Source organism: Marinimicrobium hydrolyticum (genome assembly GCF_030848505.1).
GTDB lineage: Bacteria > Pseudomonadota > Gammaproteobacteria > Pseudomonadales > Cellvibrionaceae > JAVDDU01.
The window spans coordinates 41364-68073 of record NZ_JAVDDU010000012.1; the positions used below are offsets into that span (position 1 = coordinate 41364).

General features: G+C 55.8%; 27 protein-coding genes. 8 read left to right on the plus strand and 19 right to left on the minus strand.

Annotated elements, in window-relative coordinates; all coding sequences use genetic code 11:
- The 14 genes from pstB to RBH33_RS16225 all read right to left on the minus strand — a co-directional run bounded on the left by pstB (position 1) and on the right by RBH33_RS16225 (position 15702).
- Positions 1-765: a phosphate ABC transporter ATP-binding protein PstB gene (gene pstB / locus RBH33_RS16160; protein ID WP_306733316.1), complete on the minus strand. Its 765-nt coding sequence runs from the start codon at positions 763-765 to the stop codon at positions 1-3.
- 136 nt (positions 766-901) lie between these two features.
- Positions 902-2569 (minus strand): phosphate ABC transporter permease PstA, encoded by a 1668-nt coding sequence (pstA, locus tag RBH33_RS16165; protein WP_306733252.1) that lies wholly within the window; start codon positions 2567-2569, stop codon positions 902-904.
- Positions 2570-2596: 27 nt separating this feature from the next.
- Positions 2597-4912 carry an ABC transporter permease subunit gene (locus RBH33_RS16170; protein ID WP_306733253.1) on the minus strand — a complete coding sequence of 772 codons (2316 nt, stop codon included), beginning with the start codon at positions 4910-4912 and terminating at the stop codon, positions 2597-2599.
- 260 nt (positions 4913-5172) lie between these two features.
- The gene (locus RBH33_RS16175) at positions 5173-6147 is read right to left on the minus strand and encodes a PstS family phosphate ABC transporter substrate-binding protein (RefSeq protein ID WP_306733254.1); all 975 of its coding nucleotides are present in this window, start codon (positions 6145-6147) and stop codon (positions 5173-5175) included.
- Positions 6148-6615: 468 nt separating this feature from the next.
- Positions 6616-7623, minus strand: coding sequence for a porin (locus tag RBH33_RS16180; protein ID WP_306733255.1), 1008 nt, complete (start codon positions 7621-7623; stop codon positions 6616-6618).
- A 201-nt stretch (positions 7624-7824) separates the two neighbouring features.
- Positions 7825-8442: a Yip1 family protein gene (locus RBH33_RS16185; protein ID WP_306733256.1), complete on the minus strand. Its 618-nt coding sequence runs from the start codon at positions 8440-8442 to the stop codon at positions 7825-7827.
- Between the two features lie 200 nt (positions 8443-8642).
- Complete coding sequence (locus RBH33_RS16190; RefSeq protein ID WP_306733257.1) at positions 8643-9032, minus strand: ClpXP protease specificity-enhancing factor; 390 nt, start codon at positions 9030-9032, stop codon at positions 8643-8645.
- Positions 9033-9128: 96 nt separating this feature from the next.
- On the minus strand, positions 9129-9764 hold the full coding sequence (locus RBH33_RS16195; RefSeq protein WP_306733258.1) for a glutathione S-transferase N-terminal domain-containing protein: 636 nt from the start codon (positions 9762-9764) through the stop codon (positions 9129-9131).
- A 68-nt stretch (positions 9765-9832) separates the two neighbouring features.
- On the minus strand, positions 9833-12049 hold the full coding sequence (locus tag RBH33_RS16200) for a ubiquinol-cytochrome c reductase (RefSeq protein ID WP_306733259.1): 2217 nt from the start codon (positions 12047-12049) through the stop codon (positions 9833-9835).
- Complete coding sequence (gene petA, locus RBH33_RS16205; protein ID WP_306733260.1) at positions 12046-12645, minus strand: ubiquinol-cytochrome c reductase iron-sulfur subunit; 600 nt, start codon at positions 12643-12645, stop codon at positions 12046-12048. The genes RBH33_RS16200 and petA overlap by 4 nt, the downstream gene beginning before the upstream one ends.
- A gap of 276 nt (positions 12646-12921) precedes the next feature.
- Positions 12922-13314, minus strand: a complete 393-nt coding sequence (rpsI, locus tag RBH33_RS16210) for a 30S ribosomal protein S9 (protein WP_306733261.1) — start codon at positions 13312-13314, stop codon at positions 12922-12924.
- A gap of 14 nt (positions 13315-13328) precedes the next feature.
- Positions 13329-13757: a 50S ribosomal protein L13 gene (gene rplM, locus RBH33_RS16215; protein ID WP_306733262.1), complete on the minus strand. Its 429-nt coding sequence runs from the start codon at positions 13755-13757 to the stop codon at positions 13329-13331.
- Between the two features lie 114 nt (positions 13758-13871).
- Positions 13872-14987: a cell division protein ZapE gene (zapE, locus tag RBH33_RS16220; protein WP_306733263.1), complete on the minus strand. Its 1116-nt coding sequence runs from the start codon at positions 14985-14987 to the stop codon at positions 13872-13874.
- 40 nt (positions 14988-15027) lie between these two features.
- Positions 15028-15702, minus strand: coding sequence for an alpha/beta hydrolase (locus tag RBH33_RS16225; protein ID WP_306733264.1), 675 nt, complete (start codon positions 15700-15702; stop codon positions 15028-15030).
- 167 nt (positions 15703-15869) lie between these two features.
- Between RBH33_RS16225 and RBH33_RS16230 the strand changes: the two genes are divergently transcribed.
- Together RBH33_RS16230 and RBH33_RS16235 are read left to right on the plus strand one after the other, a co-directional pair.
- On the plus strand, positions 15870-16373 hold the full coding sequence (locus tag RBH33_RS16230) for a Z-ring associated ZapG family protein (RefSeq protein WP_306733265.1): 504 nt from the start codon (positions 15870-15872) through the stop codon (positions 16371-16373).
- A 52-nt stretch (positions 16374-16425) separates the two neighbouring features.
- Positions 16426-17592 carry a S1C family serine protease gene (locus tag RBH33_RS16235; protein WP_306733266.1) on the plus strand — a complete coding sequence of 389 codons (1167 nt, stop codon included), beginning with the start codon at positions 16426-16428 and terminating at the stop codon, positions 17590-17592.
- Here the strand turns inward: RBH33_RS16235 and hisD are convergent.
- The 5 genes from hisD to RBH33_RS16260 form a co-directional block, all read right to left on the minus strand.
- The gene (gene hisD, locus RBH33_RS16240; protein WP_306733267.1) at positions 17589-18917 is read right to left on the minus strand and encodes a histidinol dehydrogenase; all 1329 of its coding nucleotides are present in this window, start codon (positions 18915-18917) and stop codon (positions 17589-17591) included. The genes RBH33_RS16235 and hisD overlap by 4 nt on opposite strands.
- 51 nt (positions 18918-18968) lie before the next feature.
- Positions 18969-19622 carry an ATP phosphoribosyltransferase gene (gene hisG / locus RBH33_RS16245; RefSeq protein ID WP_473752983.1) on the minus strand — a complete coding sequence of 218 codons (654 nt, stop codon included), beginning with the start codon at positions 19620-19622 and terminating at the stop codon, positions 18969-18971.
- Between the two features lie 11 nt (positions 19623-19633).
- Complete coding sequence (gene murA, locus RBH33_RS16250) at positions 19634-20896, minus strand: UDP-N-acetylglucosamine 1-carboxyvinyltransferase (RefSeq protein WP_306733268.1); 1263 nt, start codon at positions 20894-20896, stop codon at positions 19634-19636.
- A gap of 46 nt (positions 20897-20942) precedes the next feature.
- Entirely contained in the window at positions 20943-21182 is a 240-nt protein-coding gene (locus RBH33_RS16255; RefSeq protein WP_306733269.1) for a BolA family protein, read from the minus strand.
- Between the two features lie 111 nt (positions 21183-21293).
- Positions 21294-21941: an MlaC/ttg2D family ABC transporter substrate-binding protein gene (locus tag RBH33_RS16260; RefSeq protein ID WP_306733270.1), complete on the minus strand. Its 648-nt coding sequence runs from the start codon at positions 21939-21941 to the stop codon at positions 21294-21296.
- Positions 21942-22166: 225 nt separating this feature from the next.
- Here RBH33_RS16260 and RBH33_RS16265 point away from each other — a divergent pair, with 225 nt between their 5' ends.
- From RBH33_RS16265 to lptB, 6 genes are all read left to right on the plus strand, one after another.
- On the plus strand, positions 22167-23144 hold the full coding sequence (locus RBH33_RS16265; protein WP_306733271.1) for a calcium/sodium antiporter: 978 nt from the start codon (positions 22167-22169) through the stop codon (positions 23142-23144).
- Between the two features lie 72 nt (positions 23145-23216).
- Positions 23217-24188, plus strand: a complete 972-nt coding sequence (locus tag RBH33_RS16270; RefSeq protein ID WP_306733272.1) for a KpsF/GutQ family sugar-phosphate isomerase — start codon at positions 23217-23219, stop codon at positions 24186-24188.
- 77 nt (positions 24189-24265) lie between these two features.
- Positions 24266-24796: a KdsC family phosphatase gene (locus RBH33_RS16275; RefSeq protein WP_306733273.1), complete on the plus strand. Its 531-nt coding sequence runs from the start codon at positions 24266-24268 to the stop codon at positions 24794-24796.
- A gap of 50 nt (positions 24797-24846) precedes the next feature.
- Positions 24847-25437: an LPS export ABC transporter periplasmic protein LptC gene (gene lptC, locus RBH33_RS16280; RefSeq protein WP_306733274.1), complete on the plus strand. Its 591-nt coding sequence runs from the start codon at positions 24847-24849 to the stop codon at positions 25435-25437.
- Positions 25430-25972: a lipopolysaccharide transport periplasmic protein LptA gene (lptA, locus tag RBH33_RS16285; protein ID WP_306733275.1), complete on the plus strand. Its 543-nt coding sequence runs from the start codon at positions 25430-25432 to the stop codon at positions 25970-25972. Before lptC ends, lptA begins: the two co-directional genes overlap by 8 nt.
- A 9-nt stretch (positions 25973-25981) precedes the next feature.
- Positions 25982-26707, plus strand: a complete 726-nt coding sequence (gene lptB / locus RBH33_RS16290; RefSeq protein ID WP_306733276.1) for an LPS export ABC transporter ATP-binding protein — start codon at positions 25982-25984, stop codon at positions 26705-26707.
- Positions 26708-26710 lie beyond the last annotated feature (3 nt).

Consider the following 26710-nt stretch of genomic DNA (forward strand, 5'->3'; position numbering starts at 1 on the left):
TTAGCCGTAACGGCCAGTAATGTAATCTTCAGTTTGTTTCTTACTGGGATTGGTGAAGATGGTATCGGTATCGCCATATTCCACCAGATCGCCCATATACATAAAGGCCGTGTAGTCGGAAACCCGTGCCGCCTGCTGCATGTTGTGGGTCACGATAACAATGGTGTACTTGTCTTTCAGTTCATTGATCAACTCTTCGATCTTTAACGTCGAAATCGGGTCCAGGGCCGAAGCCGGTTCGTCCAGCAAGATTACTTCCGGCTCGATGGCGATGGCTCGGGCGATAACCAAGCGTTGTTGCTGACCACCTGACAAACTGAACGCGTTCTCCTGCAAGCGATCTTTAACCTCATCCCACAAGGCCGCCCGCTGCAAAGACGACTCCACCACCTCATCCAAGATACGCCGGGAGTTTACGCCTTGCAGACGCAGACCAAAGGCCACATTTTCATAAATGCTTTTGGGGAACGGGTTGGGCTTCTGAAATACCATTCCCACCCGCCGACGCAGCTCGGCCACATCCACGGAGTGATGATAGATATCTTCCCCATCAAGCAGGATCTGGCCTTGCACTCGGCAATTGTCAATCAAGTCGTTCATCCGGTTAATGCATCGCAACAAGGTGGATTTCCCGCAACCACTCGGGCCGATAAAGGCCGTCACTCGTTTCTCCGGGATGTCCAAATCAATGCCGTTCAAGGCCCGGTCATTGCCGTAAAACAACTGTAAGTCACGCAGGCTCAAACTGGTTTTCTCGCCACCCATGGACTGCCCCTGGCGATAAGTATCACGTAAGCGCTTGGTGTCCAGCGCGTGAGTTCTCGGTGTTTCTCTCTGCTCGCTCATTTTTTACCTACCTTAAACAAATTGGGTGTATCAACGTGACCGGTCATGCCCCTCTTTAGTCACTTTCACTTCTGTACTTTTCTCTCAACCGGTTGCGGATCACCATGGCGGTCAGATTCAAAATCACAATCAAGAACACAAGCACCATGGCGGTTGCGTATACCAGGGGTCGGCCGGCTTCAACGTTGGGGCTTTGAAAACCCACATCGAAAATGTGAAAACCCAAGTGCATGAAGGCGCGGTCCAAGTGCAAAAATGGGTAATTTCCATCCAGCGGTAAACTGGGAGCCATCTTGACCACACCCACTAACATCAGTGGTGCTACTTCGCCAGCCGCGCGAGCAACCGCAAGAATCAAACCGGTCATCATGGCCGGTGCCGCCAAGGGCACGACCGTTCGCCACAGCGTCTCGGCTTTGGTAGCACCCAGTGCCAGACTGCCGTCGCGGATACTGCGCGGAATTCGTGACAATCCCTCTTCTGTTGAGACAATCACCACCGGCAAGGTCAGCAGAGCCAGCGTCAAAGAGGCCCAGATCAGTGCCGGACTGCCAAACGTCGGCGATGGCAGCGTTTCGCTATAGAACATCTGATCAATGTTGCCCCCGAGAAAATAGACAAAGAATCCAAGGCCGAACACGCCAAAGACAATAGAAGGGACACCGGCCAAGTTGTTCACCGAAATTCGAATCAGTTGAGTGAGTGGTCCTTGCTTGGCGTACTCCCGCAGATAGATCGCCGCCAGAACACCAAAGGGCGTTACCACAACTGACATGATCAACACCATCAGGACCGTGCCGTATATCGCCGGCAATATGCCTCCCTCGGTATTCGCTTCGCGGGGGTAACCGCTTACAAAGTCCCAGAAAGAGCGACCGTAATGGCCTACTTTTTGAAAGAAGCTCATTTCATTAGGGCGCCATGCGTGCACAATATTGTTCAGCGGAATCCTGCGCATTTGTCCGCCCATGGTTTCCATGGTAATCGCATAGCGCGAGACTTCTCGACGCAGCTCGTTGCGCCTTTGCTCCAGTTCAGCATACTGCGCATCGAGGTCGGCCCGGCTTTCAGCCACTTCCGCCTCTAAGACTGCGCGCTGCTCGTCGGAAATGGTTTCATTGAGCTGAAGACCGCGCAGCTGTCGGCGCAATTGCTCCATTCGGAAATTTACATCACCAATATTTACCCGCTCGATAACGTTAATTTCACGCACAAGCTGTGAAGTTTCCTGCAAAGTGTTCTCGAACGCTCTACGCGCGTCGTCGCCAATGGTAACGACCTCGCCATCAATGACAAACTCTCTTAGAAAGCCATAGAAGTCGCCCCACTGAAGCCGTTCCAGTACCAATATGTCTTCAGGAAAACGCTTGTTGCTCATGAAGTCTTCCAGGTACCAGACAAAATCCTGGCCTGTCACGTCGCGGTTGCCTCGCTTGATCAGATGGCGTACGACTACAGCCTGATCTTCCGGCACATGGAAGCCCGCTTCGCGCATGGCCGCTGCGGTCATGGTTTCGGAGCGACTTATTTCTCCGATGACACGTTCAGCGCTAGCCTGCCCCTCCAACTGATACTCAAACTCAAGTACCGGCTTGGGCCAAAAGTGAGAAAGGCCGTTGTAGGCAATCATTAATACCAAGCCCAATACCATGACCATACTGATGGTGACCGCGCCGCCGCTGAGCCAAATCCAAGGAGAACCTTTCTTAAACCAATCTTTCATAACCTATCCTCAAGTATCTCTTCTGGATTACAGAGAGCCGTAGCGCTTGCGCAACCGCTGACGGACCAACTCACCCAATGTGTTGAGAAAGAAGGTCAAGACAAAGAGCACCAACGCCGCCAGGAACAGGATCCGGTAGTGAGTACCGCCAACGGCGGCCTCCGGCATTTCCACGGCGATGTTGGCTGAGAGCGTACGCATGCCCTCAAAGATATTGAAATTCATGATCGGGCTGTTACCGGTAGCCATAAGCACAATCATGGTTTCCCCTACCGCGCGGCCAAAGCCGATCATCACCGCGGAAAAGATGCCTGGGCTGGCCGTTAACAACACCACTCGAGTCACGGTTTGCCACGGAGTGGCGCCGAGGGCCAGCGACCCTTGGGTCAGGTGTTTAGGGACATTGAATACGGCATCTTCGGAAATGGAGTAAATGGTCGGAATCACGGCGAACCCCATGGCAACCCCTACCACCAGGGCGTTGCGCTGGTCATAGGTGTAACCCACATCCGTTAGCCATTGACGCATATCACCGGCGAAGAACCAGTTCTCCAAATGTGGGCTCATACCCACCGATACCCATCCCACCAGAATGACGACCGGGATCAGAATGGCCGCCTCCCAACCGTTGCACACTCGATTACTGATTGCTTTCGGGAGCAGTCTCATCCACACAAAGCCCGCCAGAATCAATGCGACCGGCATTAAAAACAAAATGGAAAACACGGCTGGTAAGTGGCTCTCTACGAAAGGTGCGAACCAAAGGCCTGCCAAAAACCCGAGAATCACCGTGGGCAAGGCTTCCATGATTTCGATGGACGGCTTCACCGCTTGGCGCAACTTGGGCGACATAAAATAGGCGCTGTAAACAGCCCCAAGAATGGCTAGAGGCGTTGCGAACAACATGGCATAAAAGGCGGCTTTAAGCGTACCCAAGGTCAGCGGCACCAGTGAAAATTTTGGCTCAAACTCGTCAGTGGCTGACGAGGATTGCCACACGTATTCCGGCTGAGAACGGCCTTCGTACCAAACTCTATCCCAAAGGGCGCGCACCGAGACTTCTGGGTGTGGATTACGCACGTTGACCAGGTGCACCTGTTCAGCGTTATCGACAGCAAACAGCGCGTTCGCTCTCGGCCCCAGCTGAACCCGCGACAAGGGCCTGTCGCCAACATCTAGAGCTGCCAGAGTTCGCGAGGATGTCGAATAGTGAAGCTTTATACTTCCCCGATCATCGAATGTAGCGAAGCCCTTACGGATATACTCCGGCGCAATTCCGACCACTGCGGCCTCGTGACCGTCAAACTCTCTAATGCGGGTAATGCGATTAACGTTCTCTTCATCCCGAACCAACATGAACTGGCTGACGCTGCCATCGGATCCCCCGACAATGACTGACACAGTTCCAAGCAAGTATTCCAGGGACTCAACTTGAGCGTCGTGCCTACGAATGACTCGCTTTGAATCCAGCAGACGAGCCTGCGCAGGACGGCTGACATCGTAGTAGTGCAAGCGTCCAAGGTCATCCCCCACCAGCATATTGCGCATGGTGATATCCAACAGAATTCTGCGCGGCTCGGCGCCTTCGGGAAGCGAGGGCAAATCGTAGACGTTGCGCCGGACACTAACCTCTCCGGTCATAAAGTTCGTAGTCTCTTCGAACTGAACCAAGCGTATCCGCCCATCTTCGAGTGACGCCGCTACACTGATCCCGCCAGCACCGCGTTGAACGGAAATGGCTCTAATGGCCGTGCCATCCTCTACCACATCGAGAAGTGCTTCATCCCCTTCACCAAGCGGAAACTCTAGAGAAGGATCGTACAAGCGGCCCTCTCGGGAAAAGCGCTCATTGAATTCATGCCGGACCAACAACGCTTGGCCGTTGTCCATGCCAAAAATGGCCAGACGGGTGCGTGGCTCCGCCAAACCAAACGCGCTCACCGTGGCGCCTACCGGCAAGGGTAATTCAACCCTGTGGCTTTCGCTGCCATCCAAGACATTGAAGAAAACCGCCTGCCTGTTGCTGGTGTAACGCACACCCACTTTCCCGTGGCGATCCATCGCAATGTGCAATGTGTCTGCATTGCGACCCCCGGGGGCCTCGTAGCTGGCTTGAACGCTCATGGCGGCTGGGCGCAGCATGGGCAAAACTTCGCTGAACAAGTAAACAAAAATCAGAGCCAGGGCGATGATCACGCCCACCCCAAACGTGCCGACACAGTACTTGGCAAGATAATCTTTCGCTGCGCGCCAGCGCCGCAGACGCTTACGGGCGCCCCCGTCAGGTAGGACCTTTTCCAGACCCGGCCTGGGGGATAAAAGTGGCGGCGTAGATTGGTTCATAGCTGTCCTCGGCTAGCCTTCCCGGAAAGAACCGGTATCGGGTTATCACGAGCGACATCTTAGGGAAGGTTTGTGACAGTTATATGACAGGCGGCATAAAACGCCGCCTGTTTTTGGGGATGCAAAAAAAAGGCTCCATTCCCTGGAGCCTAATAACAACACTTGCGTAATGAGACACTCTGTCGATACGTCCCTGTATGCTCATCGCCAACTCCCTGCCTCCGCGGGCCCCTAAGCACAAGACGTTCTTTCCGAGGTGGTTATTTGATCCCCAGGCGCTCCATTTCCCGCTTGGCCACCGAGGCTGGCAGAGGGATAAAGCCATCACGCACGTTCACTTCCTGACCTTGACGGGAAAGCACCATTTTCAAGAATTCCCGAGTGTGCGGCTCAAGACCGTCCACTGGGTGCTTGTTCACATAAACGTACAGGAAGCGGGCCAGGGGATAGTCTCCAGAGGCCGCGTTCTCAGAGTTGGGCTCGAACAGTTTGCCTTTTTCGCGGCCCAGTTTTATGGCCCGAACGCCAGCGGTGTTATAGCCGATGCCGGAGTAACCTATGCCATTGATCGACTCAGTAATGCCCTGCACCACTGAAGCAGAACCCGGCTGCTCGTTCATATTGTTTTTGAAGTCACCGTCACACAGGGCGTGTTGCCGGAAGTAACCGTAAGTACCGGATACGGCATTGCGGCTGTAAAGAGTGATATCGCGATTGGCCCAGGCACCGGTCAAACCTACTTGGCCCCAGCGGGTGATATCGGACGCGCCACCACAGCGGCGGGTGCTGGAGAAAATGGCATCGACCTCTTCCAACGTCAAACCTTCGATGGGGTTATCGCGGTTGACGAACACGGCGATGGTATCGATACCGACACGCACCAGTGTGGGTGGGTAGCCGTGGGCTTGTTCAAACTGGGCCACTTCGCTATCACGCATGATGCGACTCATGGGGCCAAAGTTGGCCGTACCCTCTGCCAGTGCTGGAGGAGCAGTGGACGTACCGGCACCTTGAATCTGTATGTTGACGTTAGGGTAGAAGCCGTTGAAGTCTTCTGCCCACAGGGTCATCAGGTTGTTCAAAGTATCTGAGCCAATACTGGTCAGGTTGCCCGAAATGCCCGATACGGCCTTGTACTCCGGAAGGTTGGGATCAACTTGCTGCGCCAGGACAACCGTGCTGCAAATCATGGAGCCGGCCAGGGCCAGACCTTTAAGAAGTTTCTGTGCGTTCATTAGAGCGCTCCGTTAGCTTTGACTAAGATCATTGTACCGCGATGATAAAGATGAGCCCTTCTCATCCTTGGCGAGTACTTTAATGATGGAATGTGACAGTTGTATGAAGGGTTGGTAGTGTTTGTACTTTCTCGCCATTGTGGATTTATTTCGATCTGAGTCAGGCACGCTTTATGGCCTTCTGGAAAGGATACCCTGCGACTTGAGACACGCTTTAAATACGTCCCTGTACGCTCCGCGTCGGCTTCCTGCCTCCGAGGGTCTCAAGCCGCAGGGTATCCTTTCCTTCCGTGCGTAAAGTATTTGTCTCCGTTTCAGGCGAGACTACCTTCCAGTTTGCCACCACGCGGGCTGCTGCCGAATGCCAAAAACCGCAGATTTTTTCACTTCGGAAACTGCTTTTTTTCGTACTACCCACAAAAAAGCCCCCAAAGTGACCTTTGGGGGCTTTCCGAACAATATTCCGACTTAGAAGTCGTAACGGAAACCGAGAGAGAGACCGCTGGCGGTTTCTCCAGCAACGCCCGGAACGCTGGTAGTACGCGCTTGGGTATAGGGGTTCAGAGCTACGCTGTCATCGTTGTTAACGGCGGCATAGTTGGCGTAGACACGTACTGCGCTATCCAGTCGGTGCTCGATACCCACAGCGACCATCGCCGAGTCCCCATCATCGATATCCGCGCTGCGGTGCATATAGTGGCCGCGCAGACGGGTTTTAGAGCCCAATTTAAACTCACCACCCAAGCCGAAAACATCACTGGTCAATGCGTCGCTAAGCTCATGATCCACCGATTGGAAGAAGCCCACCAGTTTGATATTGGACGTAACATCATACCCCAGCGCCAGACGCACGCCGTCCCGCTCGCCACGGCTGTGGTCTTCACCATAGGTTTCGTAGGCGGCGGCAAAGTCGATCGGACCTGTGGCAAAGGTGACCGAAAGGCTTAGAGCATCATCACTGGCGCCATCGGCTGCGGTTTGCCCCTGATTTACTGAGTAAGCAACGTTAAGCTGGACACTGCCCATTTTAGGGGTTTGGTAATGAATGGTATTGGGGTTTCGCTCGTCAAAGCGGGCGTCTCCAACGCGAGTCAGGTTACGCATGTCACCCACCTGATCGCCGAAAAGATTAGCCGGCCCGCGGGCACGCTTAAAGGGCGAGTCAAATTGGCCGGCGCGCACCAGACCAAAGGGGCCACTTAGGCCTACGAAAGTATCCCGAGCACTGGTGAATGCGCCACCTGAGTCATAATCAACCTGTTGCTCAATCTGTATCAATGCAGTCAGACCATCAAACTCTTTCTTAGCCTTAAAACCCAGGCGGGATGAGTTACTGGACAAGTTAAGTTCGGAGTAGTCAGCGCCATCATCCAACAGGTCTAGTGACACATCAGCGCGGCCGTATACGCTAACATCGGCCATGGCAGTCAAAGGCAGCGCAGCGGCAAGCGCCATCGGCAGCAGTGCTTTCTTCATGAAATTTCCCCTAAAATAAAGATCGTTGATTTGTGGTACTCAAACCCAGCCAAAGAGGCTGTGTTATGGCGCGTATCATGCGGTTTGAATATTGCAAACTGATGACAAGAAACCACAAAACCGGTTTTGTGCACTTTCCCGTAGATCAATAGCCATAAAAAAGGCAGCCTATTGGCTGCCTTCGGGACTACGGCTTGGCTATCAGCGTATGAATACCGGTCCCATACCCGCGCTCCAAACGATCACGGTGGCCACCATGACTACGACCGCCAGGACGAGTCCCACAGTGATGACGGAACTGGCGTAGATAAAGCCTTGCTCTTTGGGGATGTTCATCAAAATCGGGATACCTTCATAGATAAGGTAAACCGAATAGCAGCCAGCAATCAAAAACACCGTTGCCACCAGCCACAGCTGGGGGTACAGGAGCACCACGCCAGCCAGCATCATCGGCACGGCCGAATAGACTGCCAGGGCTGTACCTTCATAGTGTCTTTCACTGGCGTCACCGGTAACGCCGAAATTGTGCGACATCCAGTTGATGTATTCACCCAAGGCGTAGACCGCCACCAGCTGCGCTAAATAGGTAGCGGCAACCAAGATCAACGCACTCTCGGCCGTCAGGCGAATCACGGATCCACCGGCAATACTCCAGCCCACCTGTGTCACGCCAATATATCCACAGATCACCGGGATCAGTGCCAGGAGGGGGACATGTAGGGCATACACCCTGAGAAAGGATTGCTTTTCACCGCGAATGCGTTCCCATTCGCGATCAGGGTTTAAAAAGATACCTATGGTGTGCTGAAACATGGCCATGGATGGAAGCTCCCGACTGCTTTTATTATGGTAGATAATGCCATTATGCATCCAATATACGCGGGGAGCCAGATGGCTGGCAGAAAAAATAGGGTGCTTAGCGCGCTATTTAAAGACGCCCCACTTCGCCCTCCTGTCCTAAACATCGCTGAACAAGAGGGTTAGACACCAAAGAGTGCCCCAGGCATTGAAATCGGTCGCTATTTAACCACGCGCAAACTAGGACGCTTGCCACTGTCAGAGGGTTCTGGGTCGGGCTTGGGTGGTTCCGGGTTGTGCTCGGGCTCAAATACCATGCCCTGGCCATTTTCCCGGGCGTATATGCCCAGTACAGAACCACAGGGGATAAAAAGTTGGGTGGGAATGCCGCTGAAGCGGGCACTGAAACTGACGTAGTCTTGGATCGTCAGGTCTTTCACGGCCGAAGGCTTCAAGTTAAGGACTATCTGGCCATCTTTATTCACATGCTCCAGGGGAACTTCCACTCCCGGCCCCCGGGCGTCCACAAGAATATAGGGTGTACATTCATTGTCGACAATCCACTCGTAGAGTGCGCGAAGCATGTAGGGTCTGCTGGAGGTCATGGGCATAAACGCGTGGTCTCCGAATAGACGCGGTGAGCGAGCCAAAGGCTCCGCTCCACCCAGGCCCGGTAACAAGCCGGGCTCGGGTGACGCCGGCATTAATCAGCCGACATTCATCTCTTTTTCAAATTCCGTCAAACTCTCCCGGAAGGGCTCCCGGGCGAATAACCGCTCCATATAGCTGTGCAGAGGCTGAGCCTGCTTGGTTTTACCCAAGTCGACTTCCATAAGCTTTAACCGCCAAAGAATCGGGGCCAAACAGCAGTCCACAATGGTGAACTCCTCGCTCATGAAGAACGGCATTTCGGAAAAAATAGGGGCGATCGTCAACAGGCTGTCTTTGAGGTCTTTGCGCGCCTTGACGATTTGCTCCTTGTTCCGGCCGTACAATATGGTGTCAACCATGGGCGCCCAGTCGCGCTCCAGGCGATACATCCATAAACGACTTTGCGCACGCGCCACAGGGTACACAGGCAACAGGGGCGGATGCGGGAAGCGCTCGTCCAGGTACTCCATAATGACCTTCGACTCGTACAGAGCCAAATCCCTGTCAACCAGCGTTGGCAAGTTGTTGTAGGGATTTAAGTCGGCCAGTTCTTCAGGCTTGTTTTTGGGGTCGACATCAACCACATCCACGGAAACGCCCTTCTCGGCCAGCACAATGCGTACACGATGGCTGTAATGATCACGGCCGTCGGAAAACAATGTCATGGATGAGCGTTTAGTCACAACACCCATTAGCTTCACCTCGATTACTCAGTCCTACGAACACGGGCGGCAATGCCACCCGCATGAGCTTGCTTACGTCAATGGACGTCTTTCCAATATTCCCGACTCAGCAGGTAGGCAAATATAAAGAACACGGACAAAAACAGCAGTACATACACCCCAATACGCTGACGAGTCAGTGCAATGGGTTCTGCGACATAGGTCAGGAAGTTCACCAGGTCGTATATGACGCCATCAAACTCTTCCGGTGTCAGTGACCCTTGCAGACTCCCCTCCACCAATTGGCCGCACTCCTCATTCATCACCGGGTTGCCAATCTCATCACGCTGAGTTGAGCCATCAGCGTTGAGCATTGGTGCAGGAGCACATTCCGGCAGCCCCTGTAGATCGAGCATCACATGAGGCATGCCGACATTTTCAAATACTCGGTTGTTCACACCATAAGGGCGCGTGTCATCCCGGTAAAAGTTACGCAGGAAAGTATACAACCAATCTGGGTTCCGAGCGCGTGCCACCAGGGTTAGATCCGGGGGCATAACGCCGAAGAACCGGGTGGCGTCCTGCGGGCGCATGGAAATTTCCATAAGATCGCCAATCGACTGATCGCTAAATACCAACTGCTCCATCATGATTTCTTCCGGAATGCCCAAGTCAGTAGCGACTCGTTCATAGCGGGAGAACTTCGCAGAGTGACAGCCCATGCAATAGTTAGCAAAGAACTTGGCACCACGCTGGAGGGAGGCATTATCTCTCAAGTCTGGTTTCATCTGATCGCAGGGTATATCCCCACAGCCACCACCACCGGCTGCCACAGCGGAGATGGGAATCACCACCAACGCGGCGAACAGAGCAAGACCACCCAAAACCAGCTTCAAGGGCAAGCCTTTCATCTGAACACGATCCGGCTCGGGGCGAGTTTCATCTCGGCTGGTCAACCAGGGCAGAGCAAAGAAGGCCACAGCCAGTACAAAGCTCAACAGGCGAATCAAAAACGGAACATCACCACCCAAGTTCTGGAAGGTCATGATCAGGAAGAACAACCCAAACACGCCGCAGATAATCCAGCTGATAATGGACGTGCGCTTAATGTGCGTACTGGTCCAGATCGGCATGGTGATGAAGTAGGCGAAATAGAACACGGTCGCCACCTGGGCCAGAAGCGTACGGCCTTCAGTGGGTGCCTGAACACCCAGATAACCCAGCACAACGAACATGGCAGCAAAGACCATCAGCCCCACACGAGCGATGTTGCCTTTGTAGCGCATGGAATTTACACGCGCACGATCCAGCCAGGGTAGCACGAACAGGATGGCAATAGCCGCACCCATTGCCACCAAGCCCAAAAACTTGGAGTCCAGAGGACCAATATCAATGGTCACTGCACGCAGGATGGCGTAGAAGGGTGTGAAGTACCACACAGGCGCAATGTGCTCAGGAGTCTTGAGCCTATTGGCCTCTTCGAAGTTGGCGTATTCCAGGAAGAAGCCGCCCATCTCTGGCATAAAGAACAGTACGATACAGAATACAAACAGGAATACAGCAACACCGACCAAGTCATGCACGGTGTAGTAGGGGTGGAAACGCACACCGTCTTTGGGAATGCCGTTTTCATCTTTATGCTTTTTAATGTCTACGCCGTCGGGGTTGTTGGAGCCGACTTCGTGCAGAGCCAGAATATGCAGCACTACCAAACCCAGCAGAACGATAGGCAAAGCCACCACGTGCAGAGCAAAGAAGCGATTCAGAGTAATGCCGGAAATCAGATAGTCACCACGGATCCACTGCACCAGGTCGTCACCGATCACTGGAATGGCACCGAACAGCGACACAATCACCTGCGCGCCCCAATAGGACATTTGCCCCCAAGGCAGCACGTAACCCAGGAAAGCCTCGGCCATAAGTACCAGGTAGATGGTCATGCCGAAGATCCACACCAGCTCGCGCGGCGCTTTGTACGAGCCGTACATCAGACCACGGAACATGTGCAGGTAGACAACCACAAAGAAGGCAGAAGCACCGGTGGAGTGCATGTAGCGCAGCAACCAACCGTATTCCACGTCCCGCATAATGTATTCCACGGACGCAAAAGCGCCTTCGGCGGAGGGAACGTAGTTCATGGTCAACCAAATGCCGGTGACCAGCTGGTTGACCAAAACCAACAGGGATAGAACCCCGAAGATGTACCAAAAATTAAAGTTCTTGGGCGCGTAGTATTTACCCGCATGGGTATCCCACGCCCGTTGTACTGGCAATCGGTCGTTAATCCATTGCCACAGCCCTGTCGACTGACTCATACCACTTCCTCCGGATCCTCGCCAATGACCAAAACGTTATCGCCCTCATAACGGTGCGGCGGTACTTCCAGATTGGTCGGAGCGGGAACGCCCCGGTAAACACGTCCAGCCATATCAAATCGAGAGCCATGACACGCGCAAAAGAAACCGCCTTGCCAGCTTTCACCACCCAGATCCTGTGCGCCTACGTCCGGACGGAACGCGGGAGCGCAGCCCAGGTGAGTGCACAGACCCAGCAACACAAGGTACTCTTCTCGGATAGAGCGGGTGGGGTTTTGAGCGTAAGGCGGCTGTTGGGGTTCTTCGGAGTTGGGATCGCGCAGTTGACCTTCCACTTTGGCCAGACCGGCAATCGCTTCAGGAGTGCGGCGTACGATGTATACCGGTCGGCCCCGCCACTCCACTGTGATCATTTGTCCGGGCTCGATCTTGCCGATGTTTTGCCTGACTGGCGCGCCAGCGGCTCGAGCCTTGGCACTGGGGTTCCAGGAACCCACAAACGGTACAGCGACACCGACTGCACCCACGGCACCTACCACGGAAGTGGCAGCCGTGAGCACCCGGCGACGCGTTTTATTCACAACGTCATTTGTCATTGACGAACTTCTCCCCTAACAGCTTCTGACGGCCAGTAAATCACTAAGATTCAACGATTTAGGATGGGGTCAAGGAACCCAAAAAATTGGCCAATCTTAAAGAAATTATGTGCCGCTTACAAGAATAACCCCGCGCGGACTAAGGTTCCGGCGCCAGGTCTCTAGAAGAAACGAATACAGTACACGCATAAAAAAACGCCCGGGCCAGTACCGACCTGGGCGTTCTCCGTACCCATTTGCCCAACCAGCGGCCGGGCCTCCGGATCGGGGGGGCTCTTAACGCTTGGAGTACTGTGGTCTCTTACGCGCTTTGCGCAAGCCCACTTTCTTACGCTCCACTGCACGCGAGTCGCGTGTTACGTAGCCCGCTTCACGCAAGGTTCCACGCAAGCTTTCATCGTATTCCATCAGAGCGCGAGTCAAGCCGTGACGAATAGCGCCGGCTTGGCCAAAGCTGCCTCCGCCGCGAACGGTCACGTTGATGTCAAACTTGTCCACCATGTCAACGTTTTCCAGAGGCTGGCGAACAATCATTCGCGACACCTCACGACCGAAATACTGGTCCAACGGACGGTCGTTAACCACGATGTTACCGGTGCCGGAAGCAATAAAAACTCTCGCTGTGGAGGTCTTGCGGCGGCCGGTGCCGTAATATTGAGTAACTGCCATAATCAGCGTCCCGGTTAGATTTTCAATTCTTGAGGTTGCTGAGCAGTGTGCGGATGCTCACTACCTGCGTACACTTTCAGTTTGGACAACATGGCGCGCCCCAGTGGGCCTTTGGGCATCATGCCTTTAACCGCTTTCTGGATGGTGCGCTCGGGGGCTTTTTCTATCAATTTCTCGAAGCTGATAGATTTAATGCCGCCGATATGGCCGGTATGGTGATAGTAGATCTTGTCCTTTGCCTTTTTGCCGGTAACGCGTACTTGCTCGGCGTTTATCACCACGATGTAATCACCGGTGTCCACATGGGGAGTGTACTCAGGCTTGTGCTTTCCGCGCAGACGAGTTGCGATCTCGGTGGCCATACGGCCCAGAGTCTTGCCCGCTGCATCGATGACGAACCAGTCATGGGAGACTGATTCCGCTTTAGCACTATATGTCTTCATGTTATTCCTGCCTCAGGAGGTGCTTCCCATAAAAGAGCGCGAATACTACATAAGCCCCCGTGGGTTTTCAAGGGCTTTTCGCGGATTTTTCACTGTCGGTCAACGACGACGGGCTCAGGGTTTGTGGGCCAAAGCCAGGTAGTCGACACTCTGCATTTCCAGCAGCCGACTGACGGTACGCTGAAATTCAAATGTCAGTCGCCCTTCCTCGTAGAGAGTTGTCAGAGGCTTAGCGGCCGAGATCACCAATTTGACCCGGCGATCGTAGAATTCATCCACCATATTGATAAAGCGCCGAGCCTGGTCATCGTTACTCCACCCCAGAGCGGGCACGTTGCTGACCACTACGGCGTGGTATTCCCGTGCCAACTCAATGTAGTCGTTCTGAGACCTCGGGCCGTCGCATAGGTTTACAAAATCGAACCAGGCCACATCCTCTCCCACATAGCGAGCCTCAATGGTCCGACCCTCAACCTCCAGTGCCTGATTGGGGCGAATTTCTCCGCGCGCCGGCACCAAAGAATGGAAACTGGCCAGTAAACTTTTGTCGGCTGCGTCGTCCAATGGCGAATGGTACAGCTCCGCTTGGCGTAACGCACGCAGACGGTGATCACTGTCGCCATTTATTTCAATGGTCAGGGTATGACGCTGAATCAGGTCAATGGCCGGCAAGAATCTGGCCCGCTGCAAACCGTCACGATAGAGCTGTTGAGGGGGAATATTGGAGGTGGCTACTAGCGTGACTCCACGTGCAAACAGGGCTTCCAACAGGGTTGCCAGGATCATCGCATCGGTAATATCGGTGACGAAAAACTCATCGAAACAGATGACCCGCGCCTCTTTGGCCAAAGCGTCGGCCACACCTTCCAACGGGTTCTTGTGCCCCGCAAGGCGTTTCAACTCTTCGTGGACTCGCCGCATAAACCGGTGGAAATGCACCCGCTGCTTGCGCTCAAAGGGCAAACTCTCATAAAAATTGTCCATTAAGTAGGTTTTGCCCCGGCCAACGCCACCCCACATATACAGTCCCTGCACCGGCTCGGGCATTCGCCCCAGAAGGCGAAGCAAGCGTGCGCGTAAACCCGCTGGCGGCTCCGGAGCAGCCGTGAGCGCCTCATAAAGCCTCTGCAGCGCCTCCACCGCCCGCGCTTGGGCGGAGTCAGCCCGGAAGCCCGGCCGCATCAGGTCGCGCTCATAGCGCCCGCGTGGATCATCCTGTGTGGCGCTCACGCTCCCTCGCCCCCCACATTGAATCCAGTGCGCTGCCCCATCAAACTCTTCCCTCCAGTTGCGCCGGCAAGGTGTCCAGGAGGTCTTTCTTTAGCGTCACCAGGCCACCGTGGAAAAAATGCCCCGCGTCGGGGTAGCGCAGCAATTGCAATGGCGACTCAATTCGCTCACGCCACTGATAGACGGAATCGGGCTCCACCACATCATCCTGATCTCCCTGAATTAAGCACACCGGGCACGGAAAGCGCCCTTCTTGGTCATAGGGGTAGCGCGCTACCGGTGGAGCGACAAGGGTCAGATGTTGAACCGCCCAATCACTGCGATAAGTGGCTTGCGCCGCCACCGAAGATCCGAATGAGAACCCGGCCAGCAAAAGGTTCGAGTGAATACCCTGGGATTTCACCCAAGACACCACAGCCAGCAAGTCATCCACTTCGCCCCGGGCGTTATCGAATTCGCCGCCGCTCTCGCCCACACCACGAAAATTAAAGCGCACCGAATCGACCCCCAAGTCCCGGTAGACGCGCATCAGCGTTGTCACCACTTTATTGTTCATAGTACCGCCGTGCAGCGGATGCGGATGGCAGACTACTGCCACCAGGCCGCGACCAGCCAGGGGGCCCTCTGACTGGCCGGCTTGCGTGCGCGCCTCCAGCTGACCCACCGGGCCATCGATAGCAATTGCTGTCTCGGTCTGAGAAAATGACTCGCTCATGGCGCTACCTCTTTAAAAAAACGAACCCGCATCGGGAATGTATAAAAAATGTACGAAGACCCGACTGCCGGACCGAAAAAAGTCGTATAATACCTTGAGCACCGGGCTCTTTGCATGGATGCCCTCAAACGCCCGCAGTAATTATCAGTACACCTTAGGAGAATTTTGTGGTTTCAATCAGCACCCTCGTTATTACCGGCCTGCTTTGTCTGCTGGGCGGAGCGGCCTTGGGCGCCTCCTTGTTAAACCTGTGGGGTCCGCCAAACCGGACTCGCGAGCTGGAAGAGCGCTTGTACCGAGCTGAAAACGAGTTAAAAAAATACCAACAAGATGTAACTCAGCATTTTTCCCGCACGTCCGAGCTGGTCAACAACCTGACCCACAGCTATCGGGAAGTGTACGAGCACTTGGCCAATAGCGCTCTCAAACTGACCACGCCGGCCATGAGTCGCCAGATTTTGGAATCGGCCAACAGTCAGTTGCTGGGCGACGAAACCACGTACATCAGCGAGGAAAGCTACGAAGCCCCCCGGGACTGGGCACCCAAGCGGGGCCCGGGTACCTTGAGCGAAGATTACGGGCTACACGAGGAAGACGAGCCGGAAACGGATACGTCGGAGCTTCAGCTAGAAGACCCCGAAACCCACCAAACCACCACCGAGCGCTCCTAAACGTCCAGCAGGAGCGCTATCGACCGGCAAGGCAGCAAGAGCGGAGCTTTCTATGGCGGCATTACGCCTGTTTCAATCCCTGGGGTGGCCGGTTGCGGCCGGGCTCCTTATCGCTCTGCTGACTTTGTTGGTGTTCCCAGAACTGCGCCCGGCTCCCTTGCTGGACGCCAGCCCCCGCAATTCTTCAGCCAGTCAGCCCCAGACACTACACTCCTATGCTGACGCCGTCGACCGGGCGGCACCAGCGGTGGTCAACATTTACACCCGCAAAACCCTCGAGCTCAATCGTCACCCGCTAGAGGGCCACCCCCTCTACCGACATCTACAGCGCAATCCGGACCAGCCTCAACAACAACGCCGACAGCTGGCTCTGGGCTCGGGCGTGATTGTGGATACGCGCGGATACCTGCTCACCAATGAACACGTAATCCGAGGCGCGGAAGACATTTTGGTACTCCTGCACGATGGCCGCGAAACTCGCGCTCAGTTGGTGGGCACGGACCCAGACAGCGACTTGGCGGTACTGAAAATTGAGCTAAACCAGCTCACCGCCATCGAAGTGGGAGAGCCCACCCATGCCAGAGTGGGCGATATTGTCCTGGCCATCGGCAACCCTTTCGGGGTAGGCCAGACGGTGACTCAGGGCATTATTAGTGCTACCGGACGATGGAATCTGAATATCAGCGAGTATGAAAACTTTCTGCAAACGGACGCGGCCATTAACGTGGGCAACTCCGGCGGCGCCCTGGTGGACACCCAAGGCAGACTTTTGGGTATCAACACCGCCATTTTGCGAGAAAGCGAGTTCTTGGGCCAAAGTGAATTTTCGGTGGGGGTCAGCTTTGCCATTCCCGCCGATACGGCGATGAACTCACTGCGTGAAATCATTGAGCACGGACGCGTGGTACGCGGTTGGCTGGGCCTGGAAGCCCAACCACTCACTCCTCAATTGGCACGAGAGTTTTCGGTAGAACCCGGTATTGAAGGTGTGCTGGTAACGGCGATTTACGCCGACAGCCCGGCGCATGTGGCCGGGCTCAACCCCGGCGACATACTTACCCACATCGACGATCAATCTGTAGGCGAAGACGGGCGCCGGGGTATGAACCAGATAGCGGCCACCGAGCCCGGCAGCGAAGTCACTTTACAGGTGGTTCGCGATGGTCGACGCCTACGGCTTGAAGCCGTCATCAGCGAACGACCGACGGAATCCAGTTAATCCTGCTTGCTCTCCAGCATACGTAACTCTGCCGACCGTGCATGCGCTTCCAAGTCTTCACTGCGCGCCAAAACCGAGGCGGTGCGCGCCAGGACATCAGCTCCTTGCGGCGAGCACATAATAATAGAACTGCGCTTCTGGAAGTCGTACACCCCCAGTGGCGAGGAAAAGCGCGCCGTACCTGACGTGGGTAGAACATGGTTCGGACCCGCACAGTAATCACCCAACGCCTCGGGCGTGTAACGACCCATAAAGATCGCACCGGCGTGACGCACCTTCGGCAGTAGGGATTCTGGATCCGCTACCGACAACTCCAGGTGCTCGGGCGCAATGCGATTACTCACCACCAGAGCCTGATCCATATCCACGACTTTAATCAAAGCCCCCCTCTTAGCCAATGACTCTCGGGCAATTTTGCTGCGCTGCAAATCCGGCAGCAAGCGCGCCATGGCTTGCTCCACTTGAACCAGAAAGTCAGCGTCAGGGCTCACCAAGATCGACTGAGCTTGCTCGTCGTGCTCGGCTTGGCTGAACAAATCCATGGCGATCCATTCTGGGTCCGTCTGGCCGTCGCAAATCACCAGAATCTCGGACGGGCCAGCGATCATGTCGATATCCACCTGCCCGTATACGGCGCGCTTAGCCGTAGCCACATAGATATTGCCGGGGCCGACTATCTTATCGACTTTGGGAATCGATTCTGTGCCAAAGGCCAGGGCGGCCACGGCTTGGGCGCCGCCGATCGTAACCACGCGATCGACGCCAGCGATAGCGGCCGCCGCCAAAACCATGGAGCTCAGTTCACCGTCCGGCGCCGGCACCACCATGATCAGCTCATCCACACCCGCTACTTTTGCGGGAATGGCATTCATCAATACAGAAGAGGGATAGGAAGCCTTGCCGCCAGGCACGTACAGGCCGACCCGCTCCATGGCGGTGATCTGTTGGCCGAGCACGGTGCCGTCTGCCTCTGTGTAGCGCCAGGAAGCTTGATGCTGGCGCTCGTGATAACGACGCACACGTTCTGCCGCCACTTCCAGGGCCTGGCGCTGCTCTGGGGAAATATCTTCAAGCGCTTGCTGAAGCAGCTCCGGCGCCAGAGTCAGCTCCGCCATGCTGCTAGCCTGGCGGCGATCCAAGCGGTTGGTGTATTCCACGACGGCGTCGTCACCGCGGCTTTTTACCGCCTGTAGAATCTCTGCGACCACCTGAGTCACACCCGCGTCGGACACAGAGTCCCAGGCCAGCAGTGCATCCAGGCGAGCGTCAAAATCCGCTTGCGTGGCGTTTAAACGGGCAATGGAAAAATCGTTGGCATCAGCCATGGCGTAGCCTTCCTGTGAAAAGCAAAAAATTCGAGGCAGTGGGATGAATTACTAAGCGCTGGTGACCGAATGCTCGGCACCAATCGCTTGAGCGATGGCGTCGATTATGGCCTCAATCTGCACGTGCTTCATTTTCATGGAGGCCTTGTTGACGATCAGCCGCGAGCTAATATCGGCGATGAACTCCCGGGATTCAAGACCATTGGCGCGCAGTGTATTGCCGGTATCGACAATGTCCACAATTTCGTCCGCCAGGTTCATAATCGGAGCCAGTTCCATGGCACCGTACAGTTTGATCACGTCGATCTGTCGGCCACACGTGGCGTAATACTGCTTGGCAATATTCACGTACTTGGTTGCCACTTTAATGCGCCCTTGCCGCACTGGCGCCCCGGCAATGGCAGCCGTCATCAGTTTGCAGCGCGCGATATTCAGATCCAGAGGCTCGTAAAGGCCTTCGGCACCGTTTTCCATCAGGGTATCCTTGCCGGACACGCCCATATCCGCCGCCCCAAACTGAACATATGTGGGTACGTCGGCGCCGCGCAGCACCAGCAATTGAACATCGGGGCGATTGGTTTCAAACACCAGCTTGCGGCTTTTATCGATGTCCTCGGCAGGCACAATACCCGCCGCCGCTAACAGTGGCAGCGTCTCTTCCAGAATTCGGCCCTTGGTCAAAGCAATGGTCAGTATTTGGCTCATAATGTGAAGTCTTAATTCGGAACCCGCCGGATGTTCGCACCCAGCATTTGCAGTTTTTCCTCGATACACTCGTAACCGCGATCAATGTGATAGATACGATCCACCAAGGTCGTGCCGTCCGCGACCATACCCGCAATCACCAAACTTGCCGAGGCGCGTAAATCCGTCGCCATGACCGGGGCACCCTTAAGCCTTTCCACGCCTGTGATCATGGCGGTGTTGCCTTCCAGGGTGATCTTGGCGCCCATACGGTTCAATTCATGAACCTGGATCAGACGGTTTTCAAAGATGGTTTCCGTGACCGAGCTGCTGCCTTCGGCGACGGCGTTCATAGCCGTGAACTGCGCCTGCATGTCGGTGGGAAAGGCCGGGTAAGGAGCCGTGCGTAAATTGACGGCGCGCGGTCGATTGCCCTTCATGTCCAGCTCAATCCAATCCGGCCCGGTGCTGATCTGACCCCCAGCCTCCTGCAACTTGAGCAGAACACCTTCGAGAATATCTTCGCGGGTGTCTTTCAGTTTAACGCGGCCCCGAGTCGCTGCGGCGGCGACCAAGTAGGTTCCAGTCTCGATCCGGTCCGGCATGACATTGTAATAGCAGGAATTCAGGCGCTCGACGCCCTTGATGGTCAAGGTGGCTGTACCTATGCCTTGAATGTCCGCTCCCATGGCCACCAAACACTGCGCCAAATCGACCACTTCAGGCTCACGGGCGGCGTTTTCCAGAATCGTGGTGCCCTCGGCCAGCACCGCCGCCATCAGCAAGTTCTCAGTGCCACCCACAGTCACCGTGTCCATTAAAATGTGGGCGCCTTTAAGCCGACCGTCGGTACGGGCTCGAATGTAGCCTTCGTCCACATCAATGGATGCGCCCATGGCTTCCAGGCCGCGCAGGTGTATATCGACCGGGCGGCTGCCGATGGCACAACCGCCGGGGAAGGACACATTCGCCACGCCGTAGCGGGCCAGCATGGGGCCCAGCACCAAAATGGACGCGCGCATGGTTTTCACCAGCTCATACGGGGCGGTGAAATCATTGATGCTGGTAGGGTCTATCTCGACGCACATTCTTTCGTCGATGGTGACACCCACACCCATGCAGCGTAACAGTGCCAGCATGGTGGTGATGTCGTTCAGGTGCGGCATATTGCCTACACGTACGGGGCCGTCGGCCAACAAAGTGGCGGCCAATATGGGCAAAGCAGAGTTTTTCGAACCGGATATCCGGATCTCCCCGTTGAGCGGCCCGCCGCCCTTTATCATTAATTTATCCATTACACACTCGGTATTGGGGCGCGACCCCAGAGGTCGCCACTGAAGGTTATTGTTGCTGCTGCCATTCTTGGGGAGTGAAGGTCTTCATGTGGACCGCATGAATACTGCCACTGGCAATACTGTCCGACAGGGTGGCATACACCATTTGCTGCTTTTTAACGGCCGAGAGACCCTCGAAGGCGGGGCTGACCACGACCAGGCTGACATGACTGCCGTCGATGCCCACTTGAACTTGGCTATCGGGCAACTGGCTTTCGACCTGGGCTTTAATTTGCTCGGGTTGCATAGATCCGGCTCTCGCTTTTGTACAGATGATCGAATTTGGGACCGGATCTTACCTGAACACGCCTTTGGGCGCACCCCTAAAGAGACGTGCGCCCAGAGGAATGGGTGGCTATCAAACGTCGTCCAGCCAGTTTTTTATCACCTTATCAATATCGCCATCGTACTTTCTGGCGGATTCCGCAAATTGACTGCGGAACGAGCGGCCAAGGTTAACCCCATCCAACACCAGATTGATCAGCTTCCACTCACCGGCGCGGTTTTTGGCCATGGTGTAAGACAAGCGATGGTTGCTACCACGGTGGCGCACCTCTTGGCGCACGGTGACGCGACGCTCGTCAGAGATATCCTGCTCGGGAGGCACCACTCGTATGTCGCTGTCCACGTAGCTGGCAATGCCTCTGGAATAAGTGCGTACCAGACCCCGGCGGAACACTTGGGCGAACTCGCGAATCTGCTCATCAGTGGCATCATCACCCTGCGGCCCCATCACCACTCGGGCGATATAGGCAAAGTCGACCACCGGCTCCAGCGTTTCCTCGAACTCGGCGAAATAAGCTTCCCGGTCCTTTTCGCCACCGTCGTATTTGCGCACGACCTGCAACAAGTCATCCGTAACCAATTTTACAATTTCGTGCGGCGTGTCCGCCTTGTCCTGAGGGTTTCCTGCCTGAACCGTAAACGCCAAACTGGCGAGCAATGCTGCTGCCATTAGCCATAAAGTACGAACGGAGATGAAACGGCGTATCTGAGTCACTAACATAAGTAACATCCTTTGAATAAGGGGCAGTCATCGTAGCGCCGGATTTGGCGCGTGCCCGGCTCGATTTCGGGCCCGGTAAACATGCGATGGCTCTACTGACAATCGTCTCGGTACACTATACCATTTGGCAGCTTTCAGGAACCAGCCCGGTTAGCCGCGTCACTCAGACCGTTACTGGTCCCGCCCGATCCCTACAGGCGTTCACTTTACGCAAGGCCACACTTTATGCTGCTTGATCTCTGGTTACCACTGATCGCCATCGCCGGGGGCTTCGTGGGCCTGCTGTGGAGCGCCGACCGATTTGTGGCGGGCAGCGCAGCCCTGGCCTACAACCTGGGCGTGTCCAAGCTGGTGATTGGTCTGACCATTGTTTCTTTCGGAACCTCAGCGCCCGAGATCGTCGTCTCCTTCAGCGCCTCTTTCGCTCAGGCGGGCGAATTGGCTGTCGGCAACGCATTGGGCTCCAACTTGGCCAACATGGGCCTTGTGCTGGCCGTGACTGCGCTGATTGCGCCTCTGGCTATTCATCGCCACCTGCTTCGCAATGAAATCCCCGTACTACTGCTGGTGACAGCCCTGGCAGGGGTACTGCTTTACGACGCTCGTTTGGTTTTTTGGGAAGGCCTAATCCTACTGCTGGCTCTGCCCCTGGCGCTGGGATTTTTGACTTGGAACCGGCGCCAAGACCGCACCGAACAGACACCCGACATCCCTGGACTCGGGAATGTAGCCGCCGGAGTTTGGTTCTTGGTGGGGCTAGCCGTTCTGATCGCCGCCTCCGAAGCACTCGTATGGGGAGCCAGTGAATTAGCCCTGTCTCTGGGCGTGACGCCACTGGTGGTGGGGCTGACCGTGATCGCTGTAGGCACTAGCCTTCCGGAACTGGCTGCGTCCGTGACCAGCGCGCTCAAGGGTCACCAGGATATGGCTATCGGCAATATCGTGGGCTCTAATGTCTTCAACCTGTTGGCCGTGATGGCAATTCCCGCCCTGATCCCTCAAGCTCCCATGGAAAGCGCCGTTTTTTGGCGGGACTTTGCCGCCATGGGAATTATGACGGCGATTCTTGCCGCTGCTCTCGTCCTAGACTACGCCCTAAGAAGGCGCCAAGGGCGTGTTCGCCAAGCCTGCTTGGGCCGGTCCATTGGCGTACTGTTACTGCTCGGCTACATTGGCTATTACGCATGGCTGATGCTCGGCTAATCACGCTATAATGCGCGCTCAGATTTATGCCGACGCCACGGCTTCGCGCCCACAAACCGATCCGGACCCCGCATGACCCAATTCGACTTTATCAACTCCGGCCTGCGCACCATTGAGATAGAAGCTGAAGCTGTAGCTGCTTTGCGCGAGCGAGTCGGGGAGCCCTTTGCCCGCGGCTGCACTTACCTTCTCAACTGTCGCGGTCGGATCATTGTGACCGGCATGGGCAAGTCCGGTCACATCGGTAAGAAAATAGCCGCCACTTTGGCCAGCACCGGAACGCCAGCATTTTTTGTGCATCCGGGCGAGGCGAGTCACGGCGACTTGGGCATGGTGACTCGCGAGGATGTGGTTTTGGCCATTTCCTATTCCGGCAATTCAGATGAGATTGTCACCCTACTCCCTCTGCTCAAGCGACTGGGCATTCCCATCGTTAGCCTGACCGGCAAAGCCCGCTCCCCTTTGGCGGAAATGGCCGATGCCAATCTGGACATCAGCGTGGCCAACGAAGCCTGCCCCCTGGCCCTGGCCCCCACTGCCAGCACTACCGCCTCGTTGGTGATGGGGGATGCGCTGGCCATCGCGCTGCTCGAAGCCCGGGGCTTTACGGCGGAAGACTTCGCGTTTTCACACCCCGGCGGTACCTTGGGGCGCAAATTGCTTTTGCGCGTCACGGACATTATGCACACCGGCGCGGCAATTCCCCGCGTAAGCCGAGACGCCCCCCTGGCGCAAGCACTCCTGGAAATGACCGAAAAAGGTTTCGGCATGACCACAGTGGTGGATGAGAACAACACCCTGGAAGGCGTTTATACCGACGGCGATTTGCGCCGAAGTGTGGGCCAGGGCATTCATTTGACTGGCACCGCTGTCGGCGATTTGATGACGCGCAACCCCAAGACAATAAGGGACAATACTCTGGCGGCCGAAGGCTTAAAAATCATGGAGGATCTGAAAATTACCGCGCTGGTGGTGGTCGATGATCACAATCAGCCGCAGGGAATTCTTCATATGCACGACATACTCCGAGCCGGCATCATTTAAGGCGGTACCGCTGTCCAACTGAAGCAACGCCGTTGCACCCGACACGACTCACCCACTCGAAGAGATCGAATCAACTCATGGATGCACAACTTCAAGCCAGAGCCCAACAGGTCCACCTCCTACTGCTGGATGTGGACGGAGTGCTGACCGATGGACGCCTGTACTACAACAACAGCGGTGAAGAATTTAAGGCTTTCTCGACCCTGGACGGTCACGGTATCAAGCTGCTGCAGTCGGCAGGCGTCAAAGTGGGCATCATTACCGGCCGGCAAAGCCAACTGGTAGCCCGGCGTGCCCGGGAACTGGGTGTGGAGCTTCTGGTTCAGGGGCGGGAAGACAAATGGCAGGCCCTGGAAGAAATCCTCCACACCAATCCCGTGGCATTGGACAACATCGCCTTTATGGGCGATGACTGGCCCGACTTAACCATCATGACCCGGGTGGGTCTGGCCTTAACCGTAGCCAATGCCCACCCGAGCGTTGCCGAGCGGGCGCACTGGCAGAGCACTTTCAAAGGCGGCGAAGGGGCCGTGCGGGAAGCGTGCGATATGTTGCTAAAAGCGCAAGGGCACTTTGATCATTTGTTGACGTCTTACCTGGCAGATTAATTGGCACCCTTTGCATCGAGCTATAACGGCCAGCTACCACGGAGAACTGCATGTTTCGTCACCCCATGTCCTGGATCGGCCTGGCACTGGTCATCATCGTGCTGGTGTTCTGGGACCGGTCTCCCACCCAACGCCTGCAGCCGACTCCCGATGACGAGATCCAGTTTCCCAATGCTTACATTGAAGGCATGGAAACCCGCGTATTTGACCCACAAGGCCGTCTGCACTATCGCCTCACAGCGCTAAGGGCCGACCACTTTCAGGTGGATCCTGCGGGCCCCGGAGACGACGATTTCAGTCTGGTGGAGCGACCCGACCTCACCATGTACCCCGAGACGGCCGCGCCTTGGCACTTGCAGGCTCTCATGGGCCGCAGCGATGCGCGCGGCGAGACGGTATTCCTGTACGATGGCGTCCGCGCCTGGCAGGACGGGGAGCACGGACTGACTGAACTGGTAACCAGTGAATTGTGGGTGGAGGTTCCGCAGGAATACGCCCATACCGATAAAGCTGTTAATATGCGCGCCGAACAAGGTACCACCGACGCCGTAGGCATGCGCGCCCTACTGGGAGAAGAACGCATTGAGTTATTGTCCGAAGTGCAAAGCCTCTACCGCCCCCAGGAGAGCAACCGTGATTAATTCCAAACGGGGCGACACGCGCCAGTGGCTGGCCTCATTCGTTACCGCTTTATGTTTGGCACTGACCGCAGGCACAGCCCTTGCGTTACCGGAGGACCGGGATCAGCCCATTCATATTGAGTCCGATCGCGCCACGCACGATCAACGCAAGGGCCTGACCATTTACGAAGGCTCCGTGCAGCTCACCCAGGGCAGCCTGCGCATTGTGGCGGACAGAATCACAGTACAAACCGATGGCAACAATCAGGTGGAGTGGGTGGAAGCGGTAGGTTCCCCAGCGCACTTTGAACAGCGGCCCCGAGCCGACGAAGAATTGGTCACCGCCCGCGCCGAATCGGTGCGCTACACCGCGGGCCCCGGTCAGGTACGCCTGCTGCGCAACGCCTGGCTGGAACAAGACGGCGCCACCATGAGCGGCAACCGCATCGACTACGACATGGAACAAGAGATCGTCAAAGCCGAGGGCGAAACCGGCACCGACCGCCCGCGCATTGAAATGGTGATTCCTCCCCAAAGCCGCGAAAACCGGAACTGAGTTCTTTATATGCCCACGCTCTACGCTCTGAATCTGGCTAAAAGTTACAAGAAACGGCGCGTCGTCATCGACGTTTCACTGTCCGTCACCAGTGGCCAAATTGTCGGCTTGCTGGGCCCCAACGGCGCGGGCAAGACCACCTGCTTCTACATGATCGCCGGGCTTATTGGTGCCGACCACGGACGGGTGCTCATAGATGAAATGGAGATCACCCACCTTCCCATTCACGGGCGCGCGCGCGCCGGTATTGGTTATCTCCCTCAGGAAGCGTCCGTCTTCAGGAAGCTCACTGTGGCAAACAACGTCATGGCGATCCTGGAAACCCGTAAGAACCTTAAGCCCGAGCAACGCCAAGAAAAGCTTGAAGCTCTGCTACGGGAATTTCACATCACCCACATCCGCGATAGCCTCGGCATGTCTCTCTCTGGTGGCGAGCGGCGACGCGTCGAGATCGCTCGCGCCCTGGCGACGGAACCGCAATTTATTCTGCTGGATGAACCCTTCGCTGGGGTTGATCCCATTTCGGTCAGCGACATCAAACAGATCGTCCGGCACCTTAAAGACCGAGGCATCGGCGTACTCATCACCGACCACAACGTGCGCGAGACCTTGGATATTTGCGAAAAGGCCTACATTGTCAGCGAAGGGCACATCATCGCCGAGGGCGACTCGGCGACGGTACTCAGCAACGAGCAAGTTCGCGAGGTTTACTTGGGGCAAAATTTCCGCCTCTAATTT